Genomic DNA, 25,561 nt, shown 5'->3' with positions numbered 1-25,561 from the left:
TATGTTGGAAATAGATGATTTAGTTGAAGCCTTTTCTGAGCAACCTTTTCAAGAGACTATACAAGAAAAACTTGACAAAATTAGTTGTTTTTTGAATGAGTTTATTAATAATCAAAAATATATAAAGGATCCTAGAATACTGGGAACGCTAAAGATAGTCTCTCGTATTAAAGATAAAGAAAGTTTTAAAGAAAAAGTTAATAGAAAAAATTATTTAAGTGAGTGGGAAATAGATTCTACAGATAAGAAAGATATTCAAGACGTTATATGTAAAAATTTACCTGATTTAATAGGATTTAAAATAAATTGCTATTTTAAAAATCAAGAAGAAAATATTTATTTAACATTAATTCGTTATTTAGAAGAAAAAAATTGCTTTGAGATAGAGAAATCAGTAAATAAGGTTCAAAAAAATGGTCATCTTATTTTTAAAGTAGCATGTAAGTATAAAGAAGACTCAAAAATATTTTCTTTTGAGGTTCAAGTAAAAGCTCAATTAAATGATATATGGGGAGAAGTTGAGCATAGTATAATTTATAAAGGGAAAGCATATGACCCTAAATATAGAGAAAACTTAAAATACAATATTATAGAAGGTATTTATACTATTTTAGATGGAACAGATAAACAGTTAAGCGAACTCTATTCATTTAACACAAGTATTGAAGAAATGAAGAAAGAGTTGTTCTATGAATATTCAAAACCAATAATACAGGAATCTAATATTATTTTAGGAGAATATTATAAAATTTTTTTCAAATTAATTTATTTTATAAATAATAGTAAAAATCTTATAGATACATATCTAGGTAAAAAGCTATTGAGCCAATCCTATACCAAGGAAAAACTTCAGTATGATGGTAAAGATTTTATAGAAATTGAGAAATATAAAAGTAATATTGATAAAAATAAATGGAAAATGTTTTGTTCTATAGCTTCTGTTTTGTACGAATATGAATCAAATGATATCTTATTGAAATATATTATAAATGAAATAAAAAATGTAGCAGAAGGAAATGACAAAGATGATATTTTTGATTCTACCCAAGGAATAAGTGAAGAGGAAGTGTTTAATGCAGTGATGCGTTCTTTGGCCTGTGTAACAAAAAATAATATTGAAATAAAAGAGGAACAAACTTTATGTTAACTATAAAACAAAATTGTGGTTGTAAGATTATAAATGATTCAAGAACTATTGAATGGTTAGTTGAAAATACAAAAGTAAGGACTTTTGATAATATTAACTTTACTGGTTATCAAAGGAAAGTAAATGAGAATCATGTTTTAAGAATAGTTAATTATCTGAAAGAAAATACATTTTATTTACCTACTTCTATAATTTGTGCTTCAGCAGTAAAAAATGTAAATAAAAATACAGAATTATATATTGTTGATGGTCAACATAGAGTAGAAGCTTTTAAAAAACTTAAAGAAACTGATATTAATATATATGATGATATAAAAAATTATGAATTATCAGTCATAATATTAGAGAAACCTAGTAAAGCGTTAGAGATAGATACCTTTATTACAATTAACAAAACTTCAAGGAAAGTTGATACATCGTTAGCATATATTTTAAAAAATATATCGAATATAGATAATACTGATTCAAGAGATTTAACAGTTGCAAAAAGAGAATTTTTAGCGGTTGAATTAGCAATTAGAATTAATAAAGATGATAATTCATTATGGAATAACAAAATATTATTAGAAGGAAATCCTACTGTGAATACATATGAAACAATTAGTCTTAATTCTTTTGTAAAAAGTAATCGGGTGTTAATAAGTTATTTAGGAAAATTTAATATTATAAAACTTGATTGGAAAAATGATAAGGAGTTAAACAACCTTTTAGATGAAATAAAGACTATTTATTTAAATCTCTGGGATGAAATAAAATTTAAATGGCCAAATTTGTTCATTTCAGGGAGAATAAAAAATACAGTTCTACAGGGAACTATTGGGGTTTCAGCTATAAATAAATATATAATTATGAAATTGAAATCTTTAGATAAGGATGCATGTACTTTAGAAGAATTTAATACTTTTGTTGGACAATGGATTCAAATGCTAAATGTTAGTGAAGAATTGTGGTATAAGGGTAATAGTTTTTCAAAGTTTTCATCAGAAGCAGGATTTAATCTAGTTGCAAAAAGTCTTTTTGATTCATTTGCAAATTGAGTAGATTAGATGAGCTAGGATGATTATTATAATCATAATCACTAAATTTTAGAAATAATATTTTTATCTATATTTTTCTAAAATAAATGATGTTCCTTTTTTTTCAGCTAATATAATTTCTTTATTTCTATAAATATTTGCTAAATATAGTGATGATTTATCATCCTTTATCATTTTTTCAATTTGATGTGAAATCCCGTCTAAGTATTTTTCTAAAATATCAAGACGGGTATTTAGTAAAACAATTATTTCTTTTTTTTCAAAAATTGATAAGAAAAATGCTGCAATAGAGAAAATTGTTGTGTCATAATCAAAATTTAGAATTGCATGTTTTAGTGTTTCAATTAAAATATTTTTACCTTTTTCACTTATTGAAAAAATCTTTTTATCAGGCATATTTCCTTCTTTTTCAATTTTCCCTTCTATATATTTTTTGTTTTCTAATGTTTTTATTGTTGCATATACTGTTGAATCAGCAATATTATACCAATCCTTTATATTCATAATATTAAGTAATTTCGTTATTTCATAAGCATTAATTGGTTTATTGTTTATTAATCCTAAAATTAATGTTGAAGATTTTGAAAGCATAGTTTTCTCCTTGACTTTATTACTATAAAATTATACTACTATATATATGTAGTAGTATAGCACTATTTTAATATTATGTACAGTATTATATAAGGAACTTAAATGATTAGAAATGTAGATACTTTATCTTATGATAAGAGTGAAAAGATTTTGTATAAAGAGCTAAGAGAGATTACAAAAGATAAAAAGCAATGGAATAATTATATTGAAAATATTGGAAACTTATTAAATCATCCTTCTTTAAAAATAAAAGCAAAAGTGTTATGGCTTTTAGGTGAAATGGGTTTAAAATATCCAAAAGAAATTATTCCTTATTTGAGTCAAATTGGTGGCTTTCTTGATGATGAAGAGACAATAATTAGGGCAAGAGCTGTAAATGCTTTAGGTCGTATTGGTCGAGCAGATTATAGGTTAATACTTCCTTACTGGGAAAATATAATAAATATGAGTAATGATGTTGAGCCTTTGGTTAGATTGTATTTTATTTGGGCTAGTGAAAATATAGCAACGAATATGCCTAAATTATATGCTGAATATATGAATATATTTTTAGCTTTGCTTGATGATCCTGATGATAAGGTAAGGATGGAAGCTCCAGAAATCTTTCGTGTTTTGTCAAAAAAGCAACCTAATTTAGTTTTTCCTTATTTAGATAAGTTAAAATTATTATCAGAAACGGATAGTAATAAGGTTGTTCGTGTTCATTCAAATGGAGCGATAAAAGCTTATTCAAAAGTTATGAATAAAAGCATATAATATTTATTATAAAAAAAATTGATAAGGACTTTTTGATGAATTGTAAAATGATAGATGCATATGATTATCCTAAAGAAATTGAAATACTATTTAGTGAATATACAAATATGCTAATAGAAGGGGATAGTTCTTTTAAGAAATATTTAGACCTTCAAAATTATGATGAAGAATTAAAACATATAGATAATAAATATGGACTACCTTATGGAAGATTATATTTAGTATATTATGATGATGAATTAGCGGGTTGTATTGGGCTTAGAAAAATAGATGATAGTTCTTGTGAAATGAAAAGGCTTTATGTTAGATCAAAATTTAGAGGAAAACATATAGGTAATTTATTAGTAAAGAAGATAATTGAAGAAGCAAAATCAATTGGATATTCATCTATGCTTTTAGATACTTTTCCTTTTTTAACTAGTGCAATTAAGATTTATAAGAATTATGGTTTTTATGAAATACCAAGCTATAATAATAATCCTTTAGATACGTTGATATATATGAAATTAGATTTAAAATAAAAATAATATTTTTAAATTCTTAAATACTGTTGTAAGCTATATTTAAGGATAGATGATATTATGGATAAAATTATTACAATAGATCAATACATTTTAAATTTTCCTCTCGATATACAGAAAGAATTAACAAAACTAAGATCTGTTATAAATGAAAATGCACCAGGTGTAGAAGAAAAAATCAGTTATCAAATGCCAACCTTTTATTTAAAGGGTAATTTAGTTCATTTTGCTGCATATAAAAAACATATTGGTTTCTATCCAACTCCTTCAGCAATAGAATTCTTTCAAAAAGAATTAAAAGAATATAAAACAAGTAAAGGTGCTATCCAATTCCCTATTGATAAACCTTTACCTTATGATTTAATTAAAAGAATTGTTGAGTTTCGAGTAAAAGAAAATTTATCAAAGGATAAAAAATAAGGAGATTAAATTATGGAACGAGAAATGATTAATGTTTTAAAAGAAAGATTTGTAAGCAATATGAATCGACATGAAGATATTAATTGGAAAGATGTTGAAAAAAAATTATTAAAGAATCCAGATAAATTAATACCCTTATATAAAATGGAAGCAACAGGCGGAGAACCAGATGTAATATCCTTTGATAGGGAGACTAATGAGTTCTTATTTTTTGATTTTTCAAAAGAAACTCCAAAAGAAAGACGCAGTCTTTGTTATGATAGAGAAGCTTTAGATTCAAGAAAACAAAACAAGCCAGAAAGTAACGTAATGGAAATGGCAGCAGAAATTGGTATTGAGGTTTTGGATGAAACCCAATATAGGCAATTGCAAAAAGTAGGACCGTTTGATTTGAAGACATCTAGCTGGATTAAAACACCAGAGAAAATTAGATCTTTAGGTGGTGCACTTTTTTGTGATTACAGATATGAGAGTGTTTTTGTATATCATAATAGTGCAGAATCATATTACAGTTCTCGAGGATTTAGAGGTCTCTTAAGAGTTTAAATTTTATTTTTCTTATTGTTAACTTTATTTTCATGCATAGTTTGACTAGCTATATCAAAAATATTTTCAATATTCATTTCTTCTCCTAGGTAATTATATATTCCATAGGAGATTGAATAGTTTATTTTTTTATTATCATAATTTATGGTCAAACTATCTTTTAAACTATCAATACTTTTAATGACTTCAGTTATATTTTCTTTTTTATTAATTAAGATACAAAATTCATCACCACCGTAGCGATATAATTTTTGTTTTATATTTTTTTGTATTGTATTAACAAAATGAATTAAAACTTGATCGCCTGTTGAGTGACTATAATTATCATTAATATCTTTAAAATTATCTAAATCAATAAAAATAATTGAGAAAGGTGTTTTATTTAATAATTTATCACCAATATCATTATTTAGACTTGTTCTATTAGCTGCATCAGTAAGAGGATCTATAAATATATTTTTTTCTATTTCTTTTTTAAAATTCCTATTTAAAGATGTTGATTGATAAGATACTAAAAATAATAAAACTACAGTTAATCCTATTTCTTGATAGGCTAGATAAGAGTAATAAAGCATTAATGAAATCAGTACAAAATAATATGTTAAAATAAAACTTTGTTTAGTCATTTCTATTGAAAAGGGTTTATCTTCTAATAATTTAATTAAAATAGAAAATATAATTGAGTTAATAATATTATAGATTATAATTCCAACTATAATACTTAATAATGGTATTTTGATTAAATTAAAACTGATTAAATATGATAAATAGAGACAAATAATATGCATAGATAAATTAAAGAATAATTTTATATTAAAAACTTTATCATATAGTTTAAAATAATATACTCTGATTATATCTACAAAGATTAAAGTAATAATCAAGCTAATGATTACTTCAAAAGCAGGAGCTAAGGATAATGCAAAAATAACAAAAATACCCATTAGAGAGAAATAAACATTTTCTGATGGACTTATAGCTTTTATTTCAGTTATTATCATAAAGATAGTTAATATAATAAGAGCAGGATTAACCTCAAAAGGATTCTTTTGAATAAAAGAAATAATTAGAGTCAAAACCCCTAAGAAATATATAGAATATAAATAAGGTTTAAAATATTTATTCATGAATCCCTCTTATTAAGTTATTTTGTTGAAAAGTATAACATATTATTATTTCTTATGTGTTATTATTTGTATTAATAGAATAAATAATAATTGATAGAATTTGATATTTTAAAAAAGGGTTAGAAAATGAATTTAGAAACAGAGAGATTATTGCTTAGGCCTTGGAAAGAAGAAGATGCTAATGATTTATATCAAGAAGCAAAAAATCCAAACGTAGGACCTATTGCTGGTTGGTCAATTCATACAAGCTTAGAAAATAGTTTAGATATAATAAAAAATGTTTTATCAAAGGAATATACTTTCGCTGTAGTTTTAAAGAGTAATAATAAAGCTGTGGGAAGTATTGGTTTAATGATAGGAAAAGAAAGCAATATCGATATTAAAGATGATGAAGCTGAGATTGGTTATTGGATTGGAGAGCCTTACTGGGGTCAAGGACTAATACCTGAAGCAGTAAGAGAATTAATTAGATATAGTTTTGAGGACTTGAAATTAAAAAAATTATGGTGTGGATATTTTGATGGAAATATAAAATCTAAGAGGACTCAAGAAAAATGTGGCTTTAAATATTGTTATACTAAAGAAAACCAACCCTGGCCATTAATGAATGATATTAGAACAGAGCATATAACTTGTTTAGAAAAAGAAATTAATTAATATTTATAATTACTATTATGATTTATAATAGTAATTTTTTTTACATAATTCATTAATATAAAAGAATTTATTTATATAATAAACAATGTTATACTCTGATATGGAGGAAAAAATGGAGAAAATAATTATTTATGGCAGTAAATATGGTTTTACAAAATCTTATGCTATTGAACTAGCTAAAAGGACAAAAATTAAAGCAATTAGTTATAAAGAAATTTCTAGTTTAGAAAACTATGAAACCATAGTTTATTTTGGTGGCTTATATGCTAGTAATGTTTTGGGTTTATCTAAAACTTTAAAAAAGTATCCAATCAAAGATAATCAAAAATTAGTAATAGTAACTGTTGGAATTGGAGATCCTAGATTAGATAGTATTGTTGATGAAATAAAAGTTGCACTAAAAAAGCAATTGCCACAAGATTTATTTGATAAGTGTTATGTATATAATTTACAAGGTGGCTTATCTATCAATAAATTGAATTTCTTTGAAAGATTGATAATGAAAATTATATATAATCATGCTAAGAAAGAACCTCAAAATGATAGATTTGTTGAAATTAAAAAGGTCTTTGAATCTGAAAACCAAGAATTAAGTTTTGTAAATTTTGATAATTTGAACATTATAATTTCTGAATTAAAATTAAAATAAATTAATAATATTATTGGAAATAGAAAAAAAGTTCTTGACAAAATAGTGTATAGCTACTATACAATTATATTGTATGAAAATTAATAAAATGTCTTTCAAAAATAATGATAAGCTAAGTTATGTATTTTTACGAATTGTTACTAAGGTATCTGAGATTGATCAAAAAACCAGATATTATGGAACTGATACGCAATTACATAATGCCGAAATTCATTTAATAAAGGCAATTAATGAAAATGAAGGGATTCATGTAACTGGGTTAGCTCAGAAGTTAGGTGTTACAAAAGGTGCAGTATCACAAATATTAGTAAAATTACAGAAAAAAAATATGATAGTTAAGGAAACTGATCCTAATAATTTATCAAAGCTCATATTAAAATTAACACCTAAGGGAAAAATAGCTAATGATAATCATGAGAAATTGCATCAACAATTTAATGAATTATTTTATAGTGTTACTGACAAATATACAAAACAAGAGAAAGAATTATTAAAGGATTTTTTTGATTCTTTGGAGAATCAAATTAATAATTTTTAAAATCCGATTATTAATAAAAAAGGAATGAGGGAAATTTTTTTGGTAGAGTGTTTAGGTGCTAAACATTATTTTTAATTTTAAGTGTATAGGTACTATACAATAATAGGAGAAATGTATGAATTCAAAAGATAAAAAAATCTTAATGATGAGAAACGGTTCAATTAAAATTGTTTTATTGAAAATGGGTATTCCAACTATGATAGGGATGATAGTCTCTGCTTTATACAGTATTGTTGATGCCTATTTTGCAGGATGGTTGGGTACACAACAAATCGGAGCAATATCAGTAGCCTTTCCGATTGTTCAAATAATTATTGGTCTTGGAATGATGTTTGGTACAGGGGCTGCATCTTATATATCACGATTGTTAGGTTCTGATGATGAGGATAAAGCTAATAGGGTAGCTAGTACTGCTCTTTTTACAAGTATGTTTATAGGCATAGTTGCAATCATAATTACATTATTATTTATGAATATTATTTTAAGAAAACTTGGAGCAACTGATACTATTTTACCTTTTGCTAGAGAGTATGCTTATATTTATGTTAGTGGAGCAATTTTAACTATTTTTAATGTTACTATGAATAATTTAGTGACGGCAGAAGGAAGAACCAAATTAACAATGACATCAATGATTGTTGGTGGGGGATTAAATATTGTTTTAGATCCAATATTTATTTTTGTTTTAAATTTAGGAATTAGAGGAGCTGCTCTAGCAACTGTAGTTGCGCAAATATGTACTACTATAATTTATCTAATTTATTTGAAAAAAGGAAAAGGTTGTTTAAAAATTAGATTATCATTATTTACTTTTGATAAGGCTATTTATATTGAAATCTTAAAAATTGGAGCCCCTATACTCATTTATCAGTTATTGACTAGTATTTCAATGGGGATGACAAATTCTGCAGCAAGTATATATGGAGACTCTGCTGTGGCTGCTTTCGGTGTTGTCATGAGAATAATAACTATTATTACTTATGTAGTCTTTGGGTTTTTAAAAGGTTTTCAGCCTTTCGTAGGATATAATTATGGAGCAAAACAATATGATAGGGTGGATAAGTCAATTAAAATTGTTTTGATATGGACGACTTTATTTTGTTTATTATTTTATATTTTTACTTTCTTTTTTAGCGAATCTTTAATTGCTATTTTTACAAAAAATGATGATTTACAAATGATTGAAATTGGAGTTAAAGCTTTAAAATTAAGTAGTCTTGGTTTGTTGTTTTTTGGTTTCCAACAAGTGTATATGTCCTTATTCTTAGCCTTAGGAAAAGGGAAACAAGGAGGATTATTAAGTATTAGTAGGCAGGGGTTCTTCTTCATTCCATTAATTATTATTTTACCTTTAGTGTTTGGTTTGAATGGTGTTATATGGACACAATGTATAGCAGATTTATTAACAACCCTTTTAACCTTGAAATTTGCTTTAAAATTTCGCCAAGAATTTTTAATAAAAAAAGTTAGTAATAAAGAAGATGTTAATCAAAAAATTAGTATTAGAATATAGAATTGAGTAACTTAATAGTAGATTTATTGAAGTAATTAAATATTTAAAAAATAAATAAATTAGTTAGTGTTTTAAAACAAAAAATGTAATTTTTAAAAAAAATAAAGTTGTAATTGTTATTTATTAACTATAAAGAGCTGTATTATATATTTTTATGTTTGTATTTCTGTTGACAAGTTAGCTTTAATTAACTAATATTTTTAGAGATTGTTATACATTGATTTAGTATACAAAAGAGGTTTTTATGAAAAAAATATTTTTGTTAGTTAGTAGTTTATTTATTTTGCTTTCACTTAATGCTCAGGGAACAAAGGAAGATTTAAACAAGCAAATTTATTCTGGTAAAGAAGGAAAAATTACAGCTTATATATCTGGTCCTGCAAATATGTTAGAAGCTTTAGAGAATGCATTTGAAGAAGATAAAGAGGATGTGCTAGATATTGTTCAAATGGGATGTGGGCCATTACGACAACGTGTTTGGACTGAAGCTCAATCAGGCAGTATTAATGCAGATGTTTTTTGGGGTTCTGATCCTTTATTATATGAAGCATTAAGTAAACAAGATGTCTTAGAATATTATATTCCAAAAGGCTATGATAAATTGGCAAATCGTTTCCAAATTGATAAACCCTATACCTTGGTTAATGAGAGATATGGAGTGGTAATATATAACAGTAAAAAAGTTGTTAATGAGATTAATTCATATTATGATTTAATTGATCCCGTTTATAAAAATCAAATTGTACATGCAGATCCTACTCAATCTGCAACAGCTTTGGCCTTGATTGCAAGTTTATGGAATTTAGAAGCTCCTAGTGGATCTTATCATAAACAATTGATTGAAAATGGATTATATTTAGCAAAGAAAAACAGTGATGTTCCTTCTAAAATTCAAGAAGGTGAATTTATTATTGGGATAGCCCCTCATGACGCTGTTTGGAGATTAAAGAAAAGTGCTAAGAAAAAAGGATATACAACTCCTTTAGAAATATGCTGGCCACAAGAAGGAGCAATTGCTATACAGAGACCAGTTGCCATTAGTAAAAATTCAGCAAGATTTGCTATAAATGAAGAATTAGCTAAATCTTTTGTAGATTTTTTAATATCTCCTAAAGCTCAAAATATTACAAAGAACTTTGGTTTTATTAGTGTTTTAAAAGATGCTGAATTACCTATAGGAATCCCAGAAAATATTAAAGTAATAGATATAAACTGGGATGAACTTGCAGAAACTCAAAATGAAATAAATAATGATTTTGAAGAATTGTTTAAATAAAAATATTATGAGGGGAGCCATTGGTCTCCTCTCAGTAGTATTATTTGTCTTTTATGTATTTCCCACAATTTTCTTATTTTATAAAGGGATAACAAGTTTTGATAATTCAATTGGGAATTTTTTAATTCCTTTTTTGAATTCAATTAAGATATCAATTAGTGTATTTTTTTTAACTATTATTATTGGAGGTTTTTTTGCTTGGTTAGTTGTAAAAACTGATTTTCCATTAAAAAAAATTGTCGATGTTTTTTGCATAATTTCTTTTGCGATTCCTCCATATATTATTGCATTATCTTATGTTCAAATATTTGGGAGAAATGGTTATTTAGAAAGATTTGTTAAATATTTTTTAAATTTTGATAGTTTTACAATGTCTCCTTATTCCTTATGGGCAGCTATTATTGTTTTAACATTACATCTATATCCTTTAATGTACTTTTCAATAAAAAATGCTTTAAGAAATATTGAACCTAAATTAGAATATGCAGGACAGCTTTCAGGGGCAACAACATTTAAAGTGTTTTATAAGATAACCTTGCCTCTGATATTACCAAGTCTATTTTCTTCTGGGCTTTTTATTTTTTCAAGATCTTTAGCCAATTTTTCAGTTCCTGCTTTATTATGCTTACCAGCAAGGATAGATGTAGCGACTACAGAAATTTATGCTTCATTAAGTATGTTGAATACTTCAAAAGCTGCATTTTATTCTTTGATTTTAGTTGTGTTCTCTTCAATACTTTATTTTATACAAGCCTATTTTATAAATAAAAAACACAAAATTAGTTTGAAAGGAACAATTCCAAATAGGGACATAAGTATAGTAAAACTAAGAAAATCAAAATACATTATTTTGTTAATAGTAATTTTATTCTTTTTGTTTGTTTGTATAATTCCTTCAATAATAATGTTTATTTCATCTTTGTTGAAAAGATGGGGATTAGACTTAGTTTTGAGTAATTTTACATTAGATAATTATAAAGAAATATTTAACTTAGAATCTAAATCAGTATTAGCTTTTAGAAATAGTATTTTATTTGGGGTGATAGCTACTTTTTTTGCCACAATCATAGGGCTATCTAGTATTGTAATTGGGCATTATTATGGTAGAAAATATAAAATTTTTGAGGCTATTGCTTCATGGCCAATGGCGATTCCTAATACAGTCTTAGCTGTCGCTGCTATTTTTGCTTGGAATAGATATCCTCTAAAATTATATGGTTCAGTATGGGGGTTGATAATAACTTATATGGTTTTATTTACTCCTATAATTATTAATCAAATTACTGGCCTTTTAAATGCTCAAGATATCAATTTGTTTAATGCTGCAAGATTATCTGGCTACGGTAAATTTAAAGCTTTTTTTAAGGTTGTTTTCCCTTTTTTAGTACCTGGGATTAAATCAGGATTTATTGTATCTCTAATGATTGCATTAAGAGAGATTCCAATTTCCATTATGTTATATTCCTCAAATCAAGAAACTGTTGGAGTTTTATTATTTGGAATGCAATCTCAATCATATGGTTTAGAAATGACATCAGCACTATCAGTCATTGTTGTTTCCATAATATTAGTAGGTAACTTATTAAATAAAAATAAAAATAGAGGATTAAATGGGTAATTTAAAACTTAATAAAATAAATAAAATGTTTGATAGTAATTCTGTTGTAAAGGATTTTTCAATAAAAGTTAGAGAAAAATCTTTGTTAACAATACTTGGCCCAAGTGGTTGTGGTAAAAGCACTTTATTATCTTGTATTGCTGGGATTGAAAAACCAAATAGTGGAAATATAACATTAGATGACAGAGTTCTTTTTGATGTAAATTTAAAAATAAATATTATGCCTGAAAAAAGGAATATTGGTTTTGTATTTCAAAATTATGCACTTTGGCCTCATATGAATGTTAAAGAGCATTTATTTTTCCCATTAAAAGCAAAAAAAATGTCAAAAAATAAAATGATTGAAAAAAGTGATAAAATATTAGGTTTATTAAATTTAGAGGATAAACTTAATAGTTATCCTTATCAATTAAGTGGAGGAGAGCAGCAAAGAGTTGCCTTAGGTAGAGCTTTAATTATGGAACCAGATTTACTTTTGCTTGATGAACCTCTTTCAAATCTTGATGCTTTATTAAGAGATCGTATGCAATATGAAATAAAATTAATACAAAAGAAATTGGGTATAACAACAATTATGGTTACGCATGATCAAAGAGAAGCTGAAAAAATGTCAGATGAAGTAATTGTAATGAATAATGGTTATATTGAGCAGTATGGTCTTTTTACTGATATTGTAAATAATCCAAAAACTGATTTTGTAAAAAATTTTATTAGAAAATAATCAATTAATTTTTTAAAGTATTTTTTATTGCTTTAAACAAAAATTTTACCACTTATATACTAAAATCTACCAATCATTTCTTTTTTATAGACTTGTAAATAAAAGTTGTCTATTATCAAATCATGAACAATATAAATATCAAATTTGATGAGAATTTACCAGAGAACTTTATTGAGATAGTAGCTAAAGAAGATTGTGCTATTATTCGAAAAATTGAATCTTTTGTAAAGGATAATTATCCCAACACAGTAACATGTTTTAAGAATAATCAGGCTTTTAAAGTCTCTATAGATGAAATTTATAGAATTTATTGTAGAGATACTATAGTTATTTTAAAAACTGAGAAATTAGAATATGAAATTAAAGAAAGACTTTATGAAATAGAGAATAAATTAGAAATGTTTTCTTTTATAAAGATTAATAAAGGTGAAATTATTAATCTTAATAAAGTTAAGGATTTTGATTTTACCTATTCTGGAAAAGTTCTTGTGCATTTAAAAAATGATGATATTTGTAATGTTAGTCGAAGAAATATTAATAAGTTAAAAATGATTTTAGGAGTTTAGTTTATGAAAGATAGAAGAAATATAAGTGGGTTGTTTCATAGTTTTAATCTTGGTATAGCAATAGGTGTATTTATAAGCTTATTTATAAATGTTTTATTAGGTACATCATATTTTTCAATTCCAACACCTGCTTTGGTTGGAAAATTAGGAAGTAATTTAGCTACCTTTATTTCATTATTGGGATTTGGGTTTATAGGCATTTTTAGTAATTTAAGTGGGTTTGTTTTTAATAAAGAGGAATGGTCTTTATTAAAAGCAACAATTATACATTTTATATTATTACAAATTTTATTGCTTCTTATCGGCTATATTTTTAGTTGGTTATCATATTATTTTACTTTAGTTTTACCTATTAGTTTTGCAGTTTATCTGATAATTTGGTTAGTATCTTTTTTTCATTATAAAAATGAAGTTTCAAAGTTAAAATCAAAATTATAAACAATTAATAAAGCCCTTGTTAAAATTTTTAACAAGGGCCCCTTTATTTAATAAATATTATTTTTAGAAGAAAACTCCTAATTCAATACCTATTGAGGATCTAATCATTAATCTTTCTTTATAATATGATAAATTGTTATTTAACATAAGAGCGATTGATAAATCTTCTGTATAACCAAATAGATTTTCTACTTGGGTTTTAACCATTCTTCCTAAAATGATATCTACTGAAGGGTGATCCCAGCCCCAAATAAAAAGGGATCTGTAGGAACCATCCTCTTCGCTTAGGCTATAGAAACTTAGAGGAATTGCAAATCCTGTTATAAGACCAGAATAAGAAGTATCTGATTCTGGGCTATCAATTTTTATATTATAAGCACCTAGAAGTAATGCTAGGCTGTAAATTGATGAGTAATCATCTCTAGCCATATCACTATTTAATTCTAAACAACCTAATTGAATATTCTTATTTTGTACATTTTTTATTACTGGTAATTTCATAGTAAAATTCATTTCTGCCCTAAAAGATGTAGAAAAGTCAGTTAAATTATCAATAAAAGTTAATGAGTTATAGTCCATTAATAATTCAGGAATTTCATAAGGTGAATCATTTTCTTGTGCAAAAAGAAAAACCGATTGTAGCAATAATAAAGCAATTAATAGTGTTTTTTTCATTTTTATTTCTCTCAATATTTATAGTGTATATAAAATTTTATATAAGCAAATATATACCATTGTCAATATAATAAATTTGTAATGAAAAATAGATATTATGGCTTTATACTTATTTAAAGCATTAAAATTAAAGAAAATTAAAAATTTTTATTTATTTAGTAGATTAATGTATTTTGAAATAATTTCATTAATCTGCTTTTTATCAACTTTATTAATTGGAGTTAATTCAGCAGGTGGAACAATGTATTCACATAAGGCTTTTTCAAACCAACTTACATTGTGCCATGCATTAAATTTATAACCAGTGTTATGAAATACACCTAATTTAGTAAAACCTAATTTTTCATGTAGTTTTTCACTTTTAGGATTTGGTGTTGTAATTACTCCATAAACATTATAAATGTTTTGAAGCTTTAAAATTTCAATAAGAGCTTTATAAAGTAAAGACCCAATTCCTAAATTTAAATATCTATTATCTAAATATATAGATAATTCAGCATTCCATTGGTAAGCATCTCTTTCCCTTTGTCTACTAGCATAAGCATATCCAATTATTTTATCGTCAATTAGACATACAAGATAAGGATAAATGGACGAAATTTTATTTATTCTTGCTTTAAATTCTTCAAGAGTTGGAACAATACATTCAAATGTAATAGTGGTATCTTTTACATATGGAGTATAGATATATAATATTTCTTCAGCATCGTTTTCATCTGCAAATCTTATTGTTATATTTTTCATAAATTTTATCCTTTACTAGCTTAAATAATAGAATCAATAAATTAAAAAATTTACAATAGTTTGAATTATAATTTTTGTATAAATATTTTATAAAATAATAAAAAAATGTTAATTTATTTATAAAACCTTATGTGCTTGACAAATAAATAATATTTATTGTATTATTTATTCATTGCTAAATAGCAATTTATTCTAAATTATTAAATTGCTTTTTATTAAATTATTATTAGTAATATAGACTGATGAAGTAGTTGCATGAGTATTTGATTTATGAGTTGTTACATGTTTTTAAATAGGTATCAATAAATGAGTTGTAAAGAAGAAAATGTATATGAAAAATCTTAATTTATAGAACTGGGGCTTGGTTAGGACTAATTGTCATGACCTGTACTACTTTATGTGGTATGATTCGAGCAGATGTGAAGTTTAAGCGCTCTAACTCTAAATTTATAGAGTTAGGAGCGTTTTTTTTTGCCTTAGTTAATCGATATTTGAAATATAAATTTTTATAAGACTGTCTTTTATTTAGAATAAAAACAATCTATAGAGTTATTTAACTAACTAATTATGCACTAATTCGTGAATAAACCACGATAATAATATACAAGGAGTATAATATGAAAAAGTTTTTAGTGATTTTATTAAATGTATTTTTGATCACAATCTTCTTTACTGGCTGTAACAGTAAGGATCAAACAACAATGGAAAAAATTGAAGATAAAGGTGAGATGACCTTTGCTATGACTGGTGGGTATCCTCCATTTAACTTTATTAATGATGATGGAGATTTAGATGGTTTTGATATTGATATAGCAAATGCATTAGCTAAAGAAATGGGAGTTAAAGCCGTTCCAATTACTACTGCCTGGGATGGAATTATTGGTGGTTTATTAAGCAATAGATTTGACACAATTATTGGTAGTATGTCAATTACAGATGCAAGATTAGAAAAAGTAAATTTCACAAATCCTTATTATTATGATGGAGCTCAATTCTTTACAACTTCTACTTCTGGAATCAATAGTATTACTGATTTAGTTGATGGAAAAGTAGGGGTAGTAACAGGAACAACTTTCCATGAAGCTCTTAGTGAGATGGATAATATTGACCAAATAATGCAGTTTGAAAGTGATGTAGATAATATTATGGCATTAGAGCAAGGACGAATTGATGGATTAGTTACTGGTCGTTTTGTAGGCTTACAAGCTCCAGTAAAATATGGTGTTGATTTAATTCCTGCAGGCGATATGTTGTATTCAGAAAAAATTGGTATTGCAGTTAGAAAAGAAGATTCTGATTTCTTAGATGCTTTAAATAATGCCTTAGATACTATTGTTAAAAATGGAACTTATGATGAGATAAGTCAAAAATGGTTCGGCACAAATATTTTAGAACAACGTTAGGAGAGATAGATGCAAGTAATAGCTGGAATTTTTGATTCACTAAAAGAGTTTTTTTTAGTAGTTATAAAATATGCTCCAAAATTTGATCAAGCGATAATATTTACTTTAGAATTATCCGTTTTTTCAATTTTATTGGGAACCGTAATTGGGTTAATTGTAACAGTGCTAAAATTGACAAAATTAAAGTGGTTACAAAAAATAGCTCAAGTATATATTTCAATTGTAAGAGGGACTCCGCTCCTCTTACAATTATATTTCATATTCTTTGGCCTCCCTTTAATTGGATTAGAATTTAGTTCCTTTACCTCAGCTACAATAGGTTTAGCTTTTCACAGTGGAGCATATATAAGTGAGATATTTAGAGGAGCAATTGTTTCAATTCATTATGGACAAGAAGAAGCTGCAAGAGCGTTAGGAATGAATAAAATGCAAGCCTTTTTTCATATTATTTTACCCCAAGCTTTTAAAAGGTCAGTACCTTCTTTAGGTAATCAATTCATTATTGCAGTTAAAGATTCATCTTTAGCCAGTGTAATTACTATTACTGAAATTACACTAACTGCAAGACAGTTTAGTGCAGCAACTTATAATCCATTCCCAATCTTGTTTATTGCAGGAGTTTATTATTATGTGATTATTACAATCTTATCAAAATCACTGAAATGGTTAGAAAGGAGATTACAAGTTGATGAAAGATAAAGTAATGATAAAAGTTGAAAATTTATATAAAAACTTTGATGATTTGGAAGTTTTAAAAGGTATTAATTTAGATGTTCATGAAGGTGAAGTAATTAGTATAATTGGTGGTAGTGGTTCAGGAAAAAGCACATTACTAAGATGTATAAACTTCCTAGAGAAAAAAAATAAAGGTAATATTTATTTAAAGGGTAAAAATATTAAAAGAAGTGCTTATGATATTAATAGTCTTCGTGAAAAAGTAGGAATGGTTTTTCAAAGATTTAATCTTTTCCCTCATAAAACTGTACTTAATAATGTAATGGTTGGTCCAGTAGTAATAAAAAAAGAAAATAAGGATAAGGCAAGAGCAAAAGCTCTTAAATTATTAGATAGTGTTGGACTATTAGATAAAGCAGATGTTTATCCTGCAATGTTATCTGGTGGTCAGCAACAAAGAGTAGCTATAGCAAGAGCTCTTGCTATGGATCCTGAAGTTTTATTATTTGATGAACCAACATCAGCATTAGACCCTGAATTAGTAGGAGAAGTATTACAAGTAATAGATAAATTAGCGAAAGAAGGAATGACAATGTTAATAGTAACTCATGAAATGGGTTTCGCAAAAGAAGTATCTGATAGAGTTGTATTTTTACATGAAGGTAAGATAGAAGAGAGTGGAACTCCAGAAGATATTTTTGATCATCCTAAAAGCGAAAGATTGCAATCATTTATTGCAAGTATTTGGTAAAAAGGAGTTAAGTGTGAAATTCTTAAAACGAATATATAATTATTATAATAGTAAAGAATATAAAGAGATTAGAAAAATAGCACTGAAAGTACATGGACAAATTAGATATTCAACAGGTATTCATTATATGTTTTTTTTCTAATTTCTTTTAGATAAAATAAATTTATATGGGCAACTTTATTCTTAAAAATTATGAGATAAAGTTGCTAATTTTTTTATTATAAATGAATTAAAATTTTTATTGAATAAAATTTTATATGCTTTTACAATTGATGAATAAAAGAGGCAGACATGATAAATTTTGAAAAAATAAAGGCTTTGTTAAAGACAGAAGATGATGGTTTAATTTTATCATATTTACAAGGGTATACGGGAAAAGCTTTTGTAGATAATGAAGATTATCCAACTTCAGCTCAAATTGTTGTAGGCGATTTTTCCTTCTTTGTGGGAGATGTAAATATAGAATTAATTAAAGATGCGAAAGCTCCGATTTTAACTCCACAAAATAAAGAATGGCAAAAAGCTATAGAAGATACTTTAGGGGATAAAGTTAGTAAAAAATATAGATATAAAATTAAGAAAGATATTAATTCTTTTGATAGATATAAGTTATCTGAGTTTGTAAATTCTTTAGATAAGAAATATGAATTAAAACAAATAGATCAAACATTATTTGAAAGTGTGCTTAAAGAATCTTGGTCAAAAGATTTATGTTCACAATTTAAAGATTATGATGATTTTAAAGAAAAAGGATTAGGTTTTGTAATCTTAAAAGACTCTGAGGTAGTATCGGGGGCTTCTTCATATGTTGTTTATGATGATGGTCTTGAAATTGAAATTGATACAAAGCTTGATTATAGAGGAAAAAACTTAGCAACAGTATGTGGAGCTAAACTAATTTTAGAATGTTTAGATAGAAATATATATCCTAGTTGGGATGCAATAGATTTAAGATCTGTAGCATTAGCAGAAAAATTAGGCTATCAATTAGATACTCCATATGTTGTTTATTATTATGACTTAGATTAGATATTTTATTTAATCTAATTTTTTTGTAAAACCTGATTAAAAATAGGTATGAGAAAATGTTAAAATTTGCATATAAAGAGATAGATATTACACCTAAAAAAAATGTTGAAATGGTTGGATTTGGAAGATTTGATGAAACCTCAAAAGGTATTTTAGATAGTCTATTAGCTCAAATTACTATTTGGGAATTAGAAAATGAAGTTTGTACTTTAATAGTTATAGATCATATTGGGTTTGGAATAAATCATTGTGACTATTTAAGAGATTTAGTTGCAAAAATTTTATCAATAAAAAAAGAAAAAGTTATGTTATGTTTTTCTCATACTCATTCTTCATTTAATGATAGTCTTGAAGAAGAATTGTTTAATTCTATTTGTAAAAAAATTGAGTTATCAATTATTGAAATCAAAGATAATCTAAAAGAAGTAAAACTTTCTCAAGATATCTCCTCTTTAGATATTGGCATAAATAGAAGAAAGGGTAGCTATTTATTAGATGATAGACTATCAATTACAAAAGTTATTGATACAAATAATACTTTGCAATTGATTCTATTAAGATTAAGTGTTCATGCAAATGTTTTAAAAGCTGATAATTATCTTATTTCAAGTGATTTTATTGGAAAAACTAGAGAGTTATTAAAAAATCAATATAATTGTCCAATTGTAATAACTCAAGGTTCTGCTGGTAATATTGCCCCTAAATATTATAATTCTAAAATAAATCCTCCAGATGCTACAGATGAAAACTTTATTAGATGTGAAGATGCACTTTTTAAAATGGCTAATCAAATTCTTTTAGCAGTAAAAGAAAAATTTGATTTAATGCAAATTGAGAGCATTGAAAAACTAATGATGTATTCAAAAGCGGTTGAATTTGAATCAGAGGTTCCTTCTTTTAACAGAGCTTTAGAAATTGCGAAAGAAGCGAAAATGTATTGCCAAATTGATGGAGAAAATTGGCTTAAAGAAGTAAAAAGATTGAATGGTTTAAATGTATCAGTTCAAAAAGATTTAGTTGAAGTTCAATACTTTTATTTAGGAAAGATTTGTTTTTGCGGTGTACCTAATGAAATTATGTGTGAATTTGCAATTGAAGTATCAAATAAGTTAAATGATAAAAATTTTTATTTAAGCGGATATACTAATGGTTGTACAGGATACTTTCCAACAAAAGAAGAATTTGATGAAGGTGGTTATGAGGTATATTGGTCTTTACTAATTTTCTTTCAATATTTTAATAGAGTATTTCCATATAAGAGAAATGAAAGTGATAAATTGATTGAATTTGTTGTTGCAAATGCAAATTAGTAATTCAAATATTTAAATATATATTGTCTATTATTTTGATATTTCAATTCAAATATTAATAAATTGTTGCAATATGTTGACACAAATACTCTCCATAAGTAATATAAGTGAGGTTTATTGAATATGGGAGTCTTATAAATCCCTTTAAACTTTAAAGAATCATTCTTTGAGTTCTTAAAGAATGTTCATTTATTCATTTACTTTCAAAAAAAGTATTATATTTATATAATTTATTAGTTTACAAAAACTAATTATAGAAAATAAAACTTAAACTCAACTTATAAGTTGGTTAGTTTAAGTATAATTTTATAACTTGATTATAAATGTGAAATTAATATTTTTATTGAAGGGAGTATGTGAATAAAATTTAGATAAATAAAGTTTAATTGATATATATAACTCTTATGTATTGTAGATCCTTTTGTTTTTGAGGAGAGATTATGTCAAAGAAATGTTTTTTTAATTATACAAGACGTTATATAATGCTTTTTTGTGGTTTAAGCATTATGGCTATGGGGATAGCCTTATCAATAAAAGCTGATATTGGGATTACACCAATTTCTAGTTTGCCTTATGTGCTTAATCATATAATATCTAATGTAACTATTGGTGAATTCACAGCAGCAATGCATATATCATTTGTGCTTTTACAGATTGTCTTATTAAAAAAAGAATTTGAAGTTTTCCAACTTTTACAATTAATTTTAGCTGTCGTATTTGGAGCTTTAATTGATGGAGCTCTACTTCTCTTTACTCATATAAATCCATCAGTATATCATCAACAATTTGTTGTATTTGTATTAAGTATGTTCTTTATTGCTTTTGGTATTTTTCTTGAAGTAAAAGCAGGTTTATTACTTATTGCAGGTGATGGAGCTATGAAAGCAATATCTACTATTTCTAAAATAGATTTTGGTAAGGTAAAAATAGGTTTTGACTGTTCTCTTGTTTTAATAAGTTTTGTTTTGTGTATTATGTTTACTCATGAATTAACTGGAATTAGAGAAGGTACAGTTCTTGCTGCTATATTTGTTGGGATGATATTAAAAGTGTTCAATGAAAAGATCCATTTTTTTGATAAATTTGTTGAAATAAACTAATTTTAATAAAAAAAATATATTAACCATAAAAGATTTTACATTAAATTTTTATTGTGATAGCGTAATTTTTGTAAGGAGAATATAAAAATTATGTATCACTCAAGATGGAAAAAAACTCACAGAGAAGCCGGTTATATTTATGGTAGTAGATTATTAAAAAATGGAATTAAATTAGATTTTCAATCTATGCTTAATCAAGATAGAATTGATTATGCAAAAGCAGTTTATCCAATCTATAAAAAGTATTATCCAGAAATTTTAGAAGAAATGGAAGGTTTTGTAGAAGGCCAGGGAAGTTCAATTGAGTGTATTTATCCTTTTTTAGTTACTATGTATTCATTTACTCTAAATAATTATTGTTCAATGGTTGCATTTAAAAATAATAATAACTATATCTTTGCAAGGAATTCTGACTTTTTAATTGATGTAGAAAAATTAAGTGATAGTCCCTTCTATAATTTAGATTCATCTTATGCTTTTATTGGAAACACAACAGCCTTAATGGAAATTGAAGATGGAATAAATGAAAAAGGGTTAGCCTGTGGATTAACTTTTATTTATCCAACCACTATTGGCTTTGGTTTAAATGCTGGTTTCTTAGTTAGATATATTTTAGAAAAGTGTGAAACAGTTGATCAAGCTATTAACTTCTTAAATAGTGTTCCAATTGGTTCTGCTCAATGTTTATTAATTGCAGATAGATTTAATAATATTGTAGAGTGTGAGCTTAATCCAAACAATAAATGTATAGTAAGAAAACAAAATCTTGGTTATAAAACCAACCATTTCATTGAAAAAGATATGGCAGAATATGTTTATGATGGAGAAGACGATATTTTTTCTCACCAAAGATATGAAGTAATAAAAAAACAAGATTTTTCTAAGTATGATTTAAATTCCACCTTTGATCTAATGAAAGGAAAATATGGATTTATGTGCCAATATGATAGAAAGAAAGGTATGGATACAATTTGGTCTTCAGTATTCGATATAAAGAATAAAGTAATTTATAGATGTGAAGGAAATCCAAGCAGAAAGAAATTTATAATTGATAAAAGACTTAAATTTACATATTGATTTATATAATAAAAAGAATCTCCTTTTAATTTTTTTTAAAAATTTCATTGACTTTACCCTAAGGGGAAAGACTATGATTTTCTTAGTAAGATAAATGAGGAGATTTTTTATGTTATCTATTGGTGAATTTTCTAAAATATGTAAAGTTTCAACAAAAACTCTTAGATATTATGATGAAATAGGGTTATTAAAGCCTACAAATATAAATTTAGAAAATGGTTATAGAAATTATTCAATCAAACAATTAGAAGATATGTTATTAATTAATAAGTTAAAAAAGTATCAATTTTCTCTTGAAGAAATAAAAGAGTTAATAGAATTTAAAGATAAAAATTTAGAACTTTTTTATACCAAATTAAATAATAAAAAAGCACAAATACAAAAAATAATTAATGATTCAATTAGTATTGTATCAGAAATAGATAGAGATTTAGATGATGTTAAAAATGGTAAGTCACTTAATTCTTATTTGGATGAAATAAAAGTAGAAGAGATAATTTTTCCTGATATGAATATTTTATCAAAAAGAGTTAATGTAAATCACCAGGATTGTTTAGATGGCTATGATAAATTCTTTTCTCCTTTGTTTAATGAAATTATAAAAAATAAATGGACTATGAAATATGCCCCTATGACTATTTATCATAGTAGTGAATATAAAATAGAAGGATATGATATAGAATTTGCAATTCCCTTAGATAAACCTAATGAAAAAACAAGACTTTTCTCTCCTGGGATGTGCCTAAAATCAGTTTTAAAAGGATCCTATTCAAATATAACTTCAGCATATATAAAACAAAAACAGTTTTGTGAAAGATTTGGATATGAATCAACTAACAACCCTTTTGATGTATATATTTCAAATCCTTATGAGATTAGTAATATCCAAGACTTAATAACAGAAATTTATATGCCTGTAAAAAAAATTAAAGAGAGTATTATATGCTAATTTATGATAATTTAAGTGAAAATGAAGTAGTAAAATCTTCAATTAAAGAAGATAAATTAAAAGCCTTTGAAGAAAAAGTAAAACTTGATTATTCAAATATTGTCTCAATTAATATTGTTAAGAATGAAGAGATAATTTATGAAAAATCTTTTAAAGATTATAAGATTAATGATAGTTTGCATGTTGCATCAGTAACTAAAAGTTTTTTATCTGCAATTGTTGGAATTTTAATTGATAGAAAATTAATAGAAAGTATAGATCAAAAGGTTTTAGATTTTTTTCCAGAATACAAAATTAAAGATAATAAAAAACAAGATATCACATTAAGAAATTTATTAACTATGACAGCTCCATATAAATATAAAACTGAACCTTTTAAAAAGTTATGTTGTAGTGATGATTGGACAGAATATGCTCTTAATTTATTAGGAGGAAAAGATCAAATAGGGGATTTTAAATATTCAACTGCAGGAGCACATATAATCTCTTCAATTATTACAAAAGTTACAGGTAATAATGCATTAGCTTTTGCAAATGAAAATTTATTTGCACCATTATCAATAAGCCCATTGGAAAATTATTTTGTTACTCTAGAGACTTATTTCTCATTTTTAAAGGATAAAAATAAGAGAGTTTGGATCGTTGATACTAAGACTAATAGTGCAGGAGGTTGGGGGTTAAGTTTAAATGTAAGAGAAATGTCAAAGTTTGGACAGTTATATTTAAGTAAAGGTGTTTTTAATAATAACAGAATAATCTCTGAAGATTGGATTAATGATAGTTGGAAAAATAATAAAAATAGTTATGGTTATTTATGGTGGTTAATTGATAATAAATATAAGTTAAATTGTGCAATTGGAGATGGAGGTAATATAATATGTGTTATTCCAGAATTAAATGTGGTTATATCAATATTGTGTGAATTTAAACCAAGAGTAAAAGACCGAATAGAATTAATAGCAAATACTATTATTCCAATGATAAAGTAAAATATAGCTACTCAATTTGAGTAGCTATTAGATTATTTAAGTGAAAATTCCGCTGCTGCTTTTGAATGAATTTCAGTAGTATTAAGCACTGGAATGTCTAAATCTTCTTGTTTAACAAGCATTGGAATCTCTGTACATCCTAAAACAACACCTTCGATTCCTTTTGCTTTAAGAGCGTTTATAATTGAAAGATATTTTTTCTTACTTTCCTCTTTTACAATCCCTCTAACTAATTCGGTATATATAACATGATGTATAAATTCTCTATCTTCATCGTTAGGAATTATTACTTCAATATCATTTTTATTTAAAATGTCTTTATAGAAAGTTCCTTCCATAGTGAATTTAGTTCCTAATAATAAAACCTTTTTTAATTGTTTTTCTTTAATAGCTGAGGCTGTAGCTTGGGCAATATGAAGAACTTTTAGATTAGTTTTTTCTTCAATATCTTTTGCCATGATGTGCATGGTGTTTGTACAGATTACAATAAATTCAGCACCAGCTTTTTTTAGGTTATTAGCTTCATTTACCATAATTTGAGTTAATTTTTCCCATTCCCCATTATGTTGTAAGTCTTCGATTAACTGAAAATCAAAAGAATACATAATACAATCTGCAGAGTGTGAACCACCTAATTGAGCTTTTACTTCTTCATTTATTATTCTGTAATAATCTTGAGAAGATTCCCAACTCATTCCACCAATAAGTCCAATTCTTTTCATAAAATACCTCTTGTTT

At 25.7% G+C, this 25,561-nt stretch carries 30 protein-coding genes; 25 read left to right on the top strand and 5 right to left on the bottom strand.

Annotated features, from left to right (window positions below; translation table 11 throughout):
• The first annotated feature begins 1 nt into the window (after position 1).
• Positions 2-1,147 carry a hypothetical protein gene (locus ACZ5RS_RS01000; RefSeq protein WP_464637009.1) on the top strand — a complete coding sequence of 382 codons (1,146 nt, stop codon included), beginning with the start codon at positions 2-4 and terminating at the stop codon, positions 1,145-1,147.
• Positions 1,141-2,184 (top strand): DGQHR domain-containing protein, encoded by a 1,044-nt coding sequence (locus ACZ5RS_RS00995; RefSeq protein ID WP_464637008.1) that lies wholly within the window; start codon positions 1,141-1,143, stop codon positions 2,182-2,184. Before ACZ5RS_RS01000 ends, ACZ5RS_RS00995 begins: the two co-directional genes overlap by 7 nt.
• Positions 2,185-2,247: 63 nt before the next feature.
• On the opposite strand, the gene ACZ5RS_RS00990 is transcribed toward ACZ5RS_RS00995, so the two are convergent.
• Positions 2,248-2,775, bottom strand: coding sequence for a PadR family transcriptional regulator (locus ACZ5RS_RS00990; protein WP_464637007.1), 528 nt, complete (start codon positions 2,773-2,775; stop codon positions 2,248-2,250).
• Positions 2,776-2,877: 102 nt separating this feature from the next.
• Here ACZ5RS_RS00990 and ACZ5RS_RS00985 point away from each other — a divergent pair, with 102 nt between their 5' ends.
• The 4 genes from ACZ5RS_RS00985 to ACZ5RS_RS00970 are packed head-to-tail and all read left to right on the top strand — an operon-like array spanning position 2,878 to position 5,018.
• Positions 2,878-3,531: a sister chromatid cohesion protein PDS5 gene (locus ACZ5RS_RS00985; protein WP_464637006.1), complete on the top strand. Its 654-nt coding sequence runs from the start codon at positions 2,878-2,880 to the stop codon at positions 3,529-3,531.
• A gap of 35 nt (positions 3,532-3,566) precedes the next feature.
• The gene (locus ACZ5RS_RS00980; RefSeq protein ID WP_464637005.1) at positions 3,567-4,052 is read left to right on the top strand and encodes a GNAT family N-acetyltransferase; all 486 of its coding nucleotides are present in this window, start codon (positions 3,567-3,569) and stop codon (positions 4,050-4,052) included.
• A gap of 60 nt (positions 4,053-4,112) precedes the next feature.
• Positions 4,113-4,472: an iron chaperone gene (locus tag ACZ5RS_RS00975; RefSeq protein ID WP_464637004.1), complete on the top strand. Its 360-nt coding sequence runs from the start codon at positions 4,113-4,115 to the stop codon at positions 4,470-4,472.
• A 12-nt stretch (positions 4,473-4,484) separates the two neighbouring features.
• Entirely contained in the window at positions 4,485-5,018 is a 534-nt protein-coding gene (locus ACZ5RS_RS00970) for a DUF4256 domain-containing protein (RefSeq protein ID WP_464637003.1), read from the top strand.
• On the opposite strand, the gene ACZ5RS_RS00965 is transcribed toward ACZ5RS_RS00970, so the two are convergent.
• Positions 5,015-6,145 (bottom strand): GGDEF domain-containing protein, encoded by a 1,131-nt coding sequence (locus ACZ5RS_RS00965; RefSeq protein WP_464637002.1) that lies wholly within the window; start codon positions 6,143-6,145, stop codon positions 5,015-5,017. The genes ACZ5RS_RS00970 and ACZ5RS_RS00965 overlap by 4 nt on opposite strands.
• 126 nt (positions 6,146-6,271) lie before the next feature.
• Here ACZ5RS_RS00965 and ACZ5RS_RS00960 point away from each other — a divergent pair, with 126 nt between their 5' ends.
• From ACZ5RS_RS00960 to ACZ5RS_RS00920, 9 genes are all read left to right on the top strand, one after another.
• Positions 6,272-6,802: a GNAT family N-acetyltransferase gene (locus ACZ5RS_RS00960; protein WP_464637001.1), complete on the top strand. Its 531-nt coding sequence runs from the start codon at positions 6,272-6,274 to the stop codon at positions 6,800-6,802.
• A 112-nt stretch (positions 6,803-6,914) separates the two neighbouring features.
• Entirely contained in the window at positions 6,915-7,451 is a 537-nt protein-coding gene (locus ACZ5RS_RS00955) for a flavodoxin domain-containing protein (RefSeq protein WP_464637000.1), read from the top strand.
• A gap of 73 nt (positions 7,452-7,524) precedes the next feature.
• Positions 7,525-7,989: a MarR family transcriptional regulator gene (locus tag ACZ5RS_RS00950; protein ID WP_464636999.1), complete on the top strand. Its 465-nt coding sequence runs from the start codon at positions 7,525-7,527 to the stop codon at positions 7,987-7,989.
• A gap of 115 nt (positions 7,990-8,104) precedes the next feature.
• Positions 8,105-9,502, top strand: a complete 1,398-nt coding sequence (locus tag ACZ5RS_RS00945) for an MATE family efflux transporter (RefSeq protein WP_464636998.1) — start codon at positions 8,105-8,107, stop codon at positions 9,500-9,502.
• A 244-nt stretch (positions 9,503-9,746) separates the two neighbouring features.
• On the top strand, positions 9,747-10,778 hold the full coding sequence (locus ACZ5RS_RS00940) for an extracellular solute-binding protein (RefSeq protein ID WP_464636997.1): 1,032 nt from the start codon (positions 9,747-9,749) through the stop codon (positions 10,776-10,778).
• Between the two features lie 133 nt (positions 10,779-10,911).
• Positions 10,912-12,396 carry an ABC transporter permease gene (locus ACZ5RS_RS00935; protein ID WP_464636996.1) on the top strand — a complete coding sequence of 495 codons (1,485 nt, stop codon included), beginning with the start codon at positions 10,912-10,914 and terminating at the stop codon, positions 12,394-12,396.
• Entirely contained in the window at positions 12,389-13,117 is a 729-nt protein-coding gene (locus ACZ5RS_RS00930) for an ABC transporter ATP-binding protein (RefSeq protein ID WP_464636995.1), read from the top strand. The genes ACZ5RS_RS00935 and ACZ5RS_RS00930 overlap by 8 nt, the downstream gene beginning before the upstream one ends.
• A 122-nt stretch (positions 13,118-13,239) precedes the next feature.
• Positions 13,240-13,683: a LytTR family DNA-binding domain-containing protein gene (locus ACZ5RS_RS00925; protein ID WP_464636994.1), complete on the top strand. Its 444-nt coding sequence runs from the start codon at positions 13,240-13,242 to the stop codon at positions 13,681-13,683.
• Between the two features lie 3 nt (positions 13,684-13,686).
• Positions 13,687-14,121, top strand: coding sequence for a DUF3021 domain-containing protein (locus tag ACZ5RS_RS00920; RefSeq protein WP_464636993.1), 435 nt, complete (start codon positions 13,687-13,689; stop codon positions 14,119-14,121).
• Between the two features lie 63 nt (positions 14,122-14,184).
• Here ACZ5RS_RS00920 and ACZ5RS_RS00915 read toward each other — a convergent pair whose 3' ends face one another.
• Both ACZ5RS_RS00915 and ACZ5RS_RS00910 read right to left on the bottom strand, forming a co-directional pair.
• Positions 14,185-14,796 (bottom strand): hypothetical protein, encoded by a 612-nt coding sequence (locus ACZ5RS_RS00915; protein ID WP_464636992.1) that lies wholly within the window; start codon positions 14,794-14,796, stop codon positions 14,185-14,187.
• A gap of 147 nt (positions 14,797-14,943) precedes the next feature.
• Complete coding sequence (locus tag ACZ5RS_RS00910; protein WP_464636991.1) at positions 14,944-15,540, bottom strand: N-acetyltransferase family protein; 597 nt, start codon at positions 15,538-15,540, stop codon at positions 14,944-14,946.
• Between the two features lie 617 nt (positions 15,541-16,157).
• On the opposite strand from ACZ5RS_RS00910, the gene ACZ5RS_RS00905 reads away from it, so the two are divergent.
• From ACZ5RS_RS00905 to ACZ5RS_RS00860, 10 genes are all read left to right on the top strand, one after another.
• Positions 16,158-16,943 (top strand): transporter substrate-binding domain-containing protein, encoded by a 786-nt coding sequence (locus ACZ5RS_RS00905; RefSeq protein ID WP_464636990.1) that lies wholly within the window; start codon positions 16,158-16,160, stop codon positions 16,941-16,943.
• A gap of 9 nt (positions 16,944-16,952) precedes the next feature.
• The gene (locus ACZ5RS_RS00900) at positions 16,953-17,642 is read left to right on the top strand and encodes an amino acid ABC transporter permease (protein ID WP_464636989.1); all 690 of its coding nucleotides are present in this window, start codon (positions 16,953-16,955) and stop codon (positions 17,640-17,642) included.
• Positions 17,632-18,369 (top strand): amino acid ABC transporter ATP-binding protein, encoded by a 738-nt coding sequence (locus ACZ5RS_RS00895; RefSeq protein ID WP_464636988.1) that lies wholly within the window; start codon positions 17,632-17,634, stop codon positions 18,367-18,369. Before ACZ5RS_RS00900 ends, ACZ5RS_RS00895 begins: the two co-directional genes overlap by 11 nt.
• Positions 18,370-18,382: 13 nt before the next feature.
• Positions 18,383-18,511, top strand: a complete 129-nt coding sequence (locus ACZ5RS_RS00890) for a hypothetical protein (RefSeq protein ID WP_464636987.1) — start codon at positions 18,383-18,385, stop codon at positions 18,509-18,511.
• Positions 18,512-18,660: 149 nt separating this feature from the next.
• On the top strand, positions 18,661-19,398 hold the full coding sequence (locus tag ACZ5RS_RS00885) for a GNAT family N-acetyltransferase (RefSeq protein WP_464636986.1): 738 nt from the start codon (positions 18,661-18,663) through the stop codon (positions 19,396-19,398).
• 56 nt (positions 19,399-19,454) lie between these two features.
• Positions 19,455-20,708, top strand: coding sequence for a hypothetical protein (locus ACZ5RS_RS00880; protein ID WP_464636985.1), 1,254 nt, complete (start codon positions 19,455-19,457; stop codon positions 20,706-20,708).
• A gap of 440 nt (positions 20,709-21,148) precedes the next feature.
• Positions 21,149-21,808, top strand: coding sequence for a YczE/YyaS/YitT family protein (locus tag ACZ5RS_RS00875; RefSeq protein ID WP_464636984.1), 660 nt, complete (start codon positions 21,149-21,151; stop codon positions 21,806-21,808).
• Between the two features lie 90 nt (positions 21,809-21,898).
• A complete protein-coding gene (locus ACZ5RS_RS00870) occupies positions 21,899-22,885 on the top strand; it encodes a C45 family autoproteolytic acyltransferase/hydolase (protein WP_464636983.1) in 987 nt (328 codons plus the stop codon).
• A gap of 109 nt (positions 22,886-22,994) precedes the next feature.
• Entirely contained in the window at positions 22,995-23,834 is an 840-nt protein-coding gene (locus ACZ5RS_RS00865) for a MerR family transcriptional regulator (protein ID WP_464636982.1), read from the top strand.
• On the top strand, positions 23,828-24,823 hold the full coding sequence (locus ACZ5RS_RS00860; RefSeq protein WP_464636981.1) for a serine hydrolase domain-containing protein: 996 nt from the start codon (positions 23,828-23,830) through the stop codon (positions 24,821-24,823). Before ACZ5RS_RS00865 ends, ACZ5RS_RS00860 begins: the two co-directional genes overlap by 7 nt.
• 32 nt (positions 24,824-24,855) lie before the next feature.
• Here the strand turns inward: ACZ5RS_RS00860 and ACZ5RS_RS00855 are convergent, their stop codons facing one another.
• The gene (locus ACZ5RS_RS00855) at positions 24,856-25,545 is read right to left on the bottom strand and encodes an aspartate/glutamate racemase family protein (RefSeq protein WP_464636980.1); all 690 of its coding nucleotides are present in this window, start codon (positions 25,543-25,545) and stop codon (positions 24,856-24,858) included.
• Between the last annotated feature and the right edge of the window lie 16 nt (positions 25,546-25,561).

The sequence above is a fragment of the Pleomorphochaeta caudata genome (genome assembly GCF_055395745.1).
This window is presented reverse-complemented; position numbering and strand designations above follow the sequence as displayed.